Source organism: Priestia sp. FSL R5-0597 (genome assembly GCF_038006305.1).
Classification (GTDB): domain Bacteria; phylum Bacillota; class Bacilli; order Bacillales; family Bacillaceae_H; genus Priestia; species Priestia zanthoxyli.
Genome location: NZ_JBBOUZ010000001.1, coordinates 240,001 through 245,000, shown reverse-complemented (window position 1 = coordinate 245,000; position 5,000 = coordinate 240,001). Strand labels below are relative to the sequence as shown.

At 50.8% G+C, this 5,000-nt stretch carries 4 rRNA genes (2 of these 4 only partly in view); all 4 read right to left on the bottom strand.

The features are described from left to right. Window positions 1-766: ribosomal RNA gene (locus MKX72_RS01390) — 16S ribosomal RNA — on the bottom strand; it reaches 786 nt to the left of the window's first position. 174 nt (window positions 767-940) lie between these two features. Beyond that, window positions 941-1,056 (bottom strand): 5S ribosomal RNA (rrf, locus tag MKX72_RS01385). A gap of 62 nt (window positions 1,057-1,118) precedes the next feature. Further along, a 23S ribosomal RNA gene (locus tag MKX72_RS01380) occupies window positions 1,119-4,054 on the bottom strand. Window positions 4,055-4,279: 225 nt separating this feature from the next. Then, window positions 4,280-5,000: ribosomal RNA gene (locus MKX72_RS01375) — 16S ribosomal RNA — on the bottom strand; it runs 831 nt beyond the window's last position. The 16S, 23S and 5S rRNA genes sit together here, the layout of an rRNA operon.

Here is a 5,000-nt window from a genome sequence, read left to right as displayed (position 1 = left end):
CAGCGTCAGTTACAGACCAAAAAGCCGCCTTCGCCACTGGTGTTCCTCCACATCTCTACGCATTTCACCGCTACACGTGGAATTCCGCTTTTCTCTTCTGCACTCAAGTTCCCCAGTTTCCAATGACCCTCCACGGTTGAGCCGTGGGCTTTCACATCAGACTTAAGAAACCGCCTGCGCGCGCTTTACGCCCAATAATTCCGGATAACGCTTGCCACCTACGTATTACCGCGGCTGCTGGCACGTAGTTAGCCGTGGCTTTCTGGTTAGGTACCGTCAAGGTACAAGCAGTTACTCTTGTACTTGTTCTTCCCTAACAACAGAGTTTTACGACCCGAAAGCCTTCATCACTCACGCGGCGTTGCTCCGTCAGACTTTCGTCCATTGCGGAAGATTCCCTACTGCTGCCTCCCGTAGGAGTCTGGGCCGTGTCTCAGTCCCAGTGTGGCCGATCACCCTCTCAGGTCGGCTATGCATCGTTGCCTTGGTGAGCCGTTACCTCACCAACTAGCTAATGCACCGCGGGCCCATCTGTAAGTGATAGCCGAAACCATCTTTCAATCATCTCCCATGAAGGAGAAGATCCTATCCGGTATTAGCTTCGGTTTCCCGAAGTTATCCCAGTCTTACAGGCAGGTTGCCCACGTGTTACTCACCCGTCCGCCGCTAACGTCATAGAAGCAAGCTTCTAATCAGTTCGCTCGACTTGCATGTATTAGGCACGCCGCCAGCGTTCATCCTGAGCCAGGATCAAACTCTCCGAAGAAATGTTTGACTTGCTCATTTAAAAAATAAAAATTAACGTTGACGTTTGTCGCTTTGTTCAGTTTTCAAAGTTCAACCGCCGCTCTTAAGCGACTTTACTATCTTATCAAGTTATCAACGTAATGTCAACAACTTTTTTAAAAGATTTTTTAAAAGAAAAGAGAGATCTTTTCCAGCCTGGCAACGTCCTACTCTCACAGGGACAAAGTCCCAACTACCATTGGCGCTAAAGAGCTTAACTTCCGTGTTCGGTATGGGAACGGGTGTGACCTCTTCGCTATCGCCACCAGACAAGAGATTGTTCTCTCAAAACTAGGTAACAGTTTGCTGAGTAAAGCTTACGCTTTTAAAGTTTGGTTAAGTCCTCGATCGATTAGTATCAGTCAGCTACACATGTCGCCACGCTTCCACCTCTGACCTATCAACCTGATCATCTTTCAGGGATCTTACTAGCTTGCGCTATGGGAAATCTCATCTTGAGGGGGGCTTCATGCTTAGATGCTTTCAGCACTTATCCCGTCCACACATAGCTACCCAGCGATGCCTTTGGCAAGACAACTGGTACACCAGCGGTGTGTCCATCCCGGTCCTCTCGTACTAAGGACAGCTCCTCTCAAATTTCCTACGCCCACGACGGATAGGGACCGAACTGTCTCACGACGTTCTGAACCCAGCTCGCGTACCGCTTTAATGGGCGAACAGCCCAACCCTTGGGACCGACTACAGCCCCAGGATGCGATGAGCCGACATCGAGGTGCCAAACCTCCCCGTCGATGTGGACTCTTGGGGGAGATAAGCCTGTTATCCCCGGGGTAGCTTTTATCCGTTGAGCGATGGCCCTTCCATGCGGAACCACCGGATCACTAAGCCCGACTTTCGTCCCTGCTCGACTTGTAGGTCTCGCAGTCAAGCTCCCTTGTGCCTTTACACTCTACGAATGATTTCCAACCATTCTGAGGGAACCTTTGGGCGCCTCCGTTACATTTTAGGAGGCGACCGCCCCAGTCAAACTGCCCACCTGACACTGTCTCCCGGCCCGATCAGGGCCGCGGGTTAGAATTTCAATACAGCCAGGGTAGTATCCCACCGACGCCTCCACCGAAGCTAGCGCTCCGGCTTCTCAGGCTCCTACCTATCCTGTACAAGCTGTACCAAAATTCAATATCAGGCTACAGTAAAGCTCCACGGGGTCTTTCCGTCCTGTCGCGGGTAACCTGCATCTTCACAGGTACTATAATTTCACCGAGTCTCTCGTTGAGACAGTGCCCAGATCGTTACGCCTTTCGTGCGGGTCGGAACTTACCCGACAAGGAATTTCGCTACCTTAGGACCGTTATAGTTACGGCCGCCGTTTACTGGGGCTTCGATTCAGAGCTTCTCCCAAAGGATAACCCCTCCTCTTAACCTTCCAGCACCGGGCAGGCGTCAGCCCCTATACTTCGCCTTGCGGCTTCGCAGAGACCTGTGTTTTTGCTAAACAGTCGCCTGGGCCTATTCACTGCGGCTCTCTCGGGCTATACACCCTACCAGAGCACCCCTTCTCCCGAAGTTACGGGGTCATTTTGCCGAGTTCCTTAACGAGAGTTCTCTCGATCACCTTAGGATTCTCTCCTCGCCTACCTGTGTCGGTTTGCGGTACGGGCACCTCCCGCCTCGCTAGAGGCTTTTCTTGGCAGTGTGGAATCAGGAACTTCGGTACTATAATTCCCTCGTCATCACAGCTCAGCCTTTATGATGAGCGGATTTGCCTACTCATCAGCCTAACTGCTTGAACGCGCATATCCAGCAGCGCGCTTACCCTATCCTACTGCGTCCCCCCATTACTCAAACGGCGGGGAGGTGGTACAGGAATATCAACCTGTTGGCCATCGCCTACGCTTTTCAGCCTCGGCTTAGGTCCCGACTAACCCTGAGCGGACGAGCCTTCCTCAGGAAACCTTAGGCATTCGGTGGACAAGATTCTCACTTGTCTTTCGCTACTCATACCGGCATTCTCACTTCTAAGCGCTCCACCAGTCCTTACGGTCTGACTTCACAGCACTTAGAACGCTCTCCTACCACTGACATCAAAGATGTCAATCCACAGCTTCGGTGATACGTTTAGCCCCGGTACATTTTCGGCGCAGAGTCACTCGACCAGTGAGCTATTACGCACTCTTTAAATGGTGGCTGCTTCTAAGCCAACATCCTGGTTGTCTAAGCAACTCCACATCCTTTTCCACTTAACGTATACTTGGGGACCTTAGCTGGTGGTCTGGGCTGTTTCCCTTTTGACTACGGATCTTATCACTCGCAGTCTGACTCCCATGGATAAGTCTTTGGCATTCGGAGTTTGACTGAATTCGGTAACCCGTTGGGGGCCCCTAGTCCAATCAGTGCTCTACCTCCAAGACTCTCACAACATGAGGCTAGCCCTAAAGCTATTTCGGAGAGAACCAGCTATCTCCAGGTTCGATTGGAATTTCTCCGCTACCCACACCTCATCCCCGCACTTTTCAACGTGCGTGGGTTCGGGCCTCCATTCAGTGTTACCTGAACTTCACCCTGGACATGGGTAGATCACCTGGTTTCGGGTCTACAACCACATACTAAACGCCCTATTCAGACTCGCTTTCGCTACGGCTCCGCCTTATCAGCTTAACCTTGCATGGGATCGTAACTCGCCGGTTCATTCTACAAAAGGCACGCCATCACCCGTTAACGGGCTCTGACTACTTGTAGGCACACGGTTTCAGGATCTCTTTCACTCCCCTTCCGGGGTGCTTTTCACCTTTCCCTCACGGTACTGGTTCACTATCGGTCACTAGGTAGTATTTAGCCTTGGGAGATGGTCCTCCCAGCTTCCGACGGAATTTCACGTGTTCCGCCGTACTCAGGATCCACTCAAGAGGGAACGAAGTTTCAACTACAGGGTTGTTACCTTCTTCGACGGACCTTTCCAGGTCGCTTCATTTACTTCGTTCCTTTGTAACTCCGTATAGAGTGTCCTACAACCCCAAGAGGCAAGCCTCTTGGTTTGGGCTAATTCCGTTTCGCTCGCCGCTACTCAGGAAATCGCATTTGCTTTCTCTTCCTCCGGGTACTTAGATGTTTCAGTTCCCCGGGTCTGCCTTCAATATCCTATGTATTCAGATAAAGATACTGTTCCATTACGAACAGTGGGTTTCCCCATTCGGAAATCTCCGGATCAAAGCTCACTTACAGCTCCCCGAAGCATATCGGTGTTAGTCCCGTCCTTCATCGGCTCCTAGTGCCAAGGCATTCACCGTGCGCCCTTTCTAACTTAACCATTAGCGAATAAATGGTACAACATAAAGTTGTGTTATTTATTGGTTTGATTAAAGAAAAGTTTCACTTTTCCTCAGCAATTACTGTTATCTAGTTTTCAAAGAACAATCGCAACCAAAATTCTTCTTATCTAATAAGAAGAAAGTAGTATGCTTTCTATAATTGAGAGATTGAACTCTCAAAACTGAACAAAGTGTCAAAACGTACGTCATGTAAAAATCCTTAGAAAGGAGGTGATCCAGCCGCACCTTCCGATACGGCTACCTTGTTACGACTTCACCCCAATCATCTGTCCCACCTTAGGCGGCTAGCTCCTTACGGTTACTCCACCGACTTCGGGTGTTACAAACTCTCGTGGTGTGACGGGCGGTGTGTACAAGGCCCGGGAACGTATTCACCGCGGCATGCTGATCCGCGATTACTAGCGATTCCAGCTTCATGTAGGCGAGTTGCAGCCTACAATCCGAACTGAGAATGGTTTTATGGGATTGGCTTGACCTCGCGGTCTTGCAGCCCTTTGTACCATCCATTGTAGCACGTGTGTAGCCCAGGTCATAAGGGGCATGATGATTTGACGTCATCCCCACCTTCCTCCGGTTTGTCACCGGCAGTCACCTTAGAGTGCCCAACTAAATGCTGGCAACTAAGATCAAGGGTTGCGCTCGTTGCGGGACTTAACCCAACATCTCACGACACGAGCTGACGACAACCATGCACCACCTGTCACTCTGTCCCCCGAAGGGGAACGCTCTATCTCTAGAGTTGTCAGAGGATGTCAAGACCTGGTAAGGTTCTTCGCGTTGCTTCGAATTAAACCACATGCTCCACCGCTTGTGCGGGCCCCCGTCAATTCCTTTGAGTTTCAGTCTTGCGACCGTACTCCCCAGGCGGAGTGCTTAATGCGTTAGCTGCAGCACTAAAGGGCGGAAACCCTCTAACACTTAGCA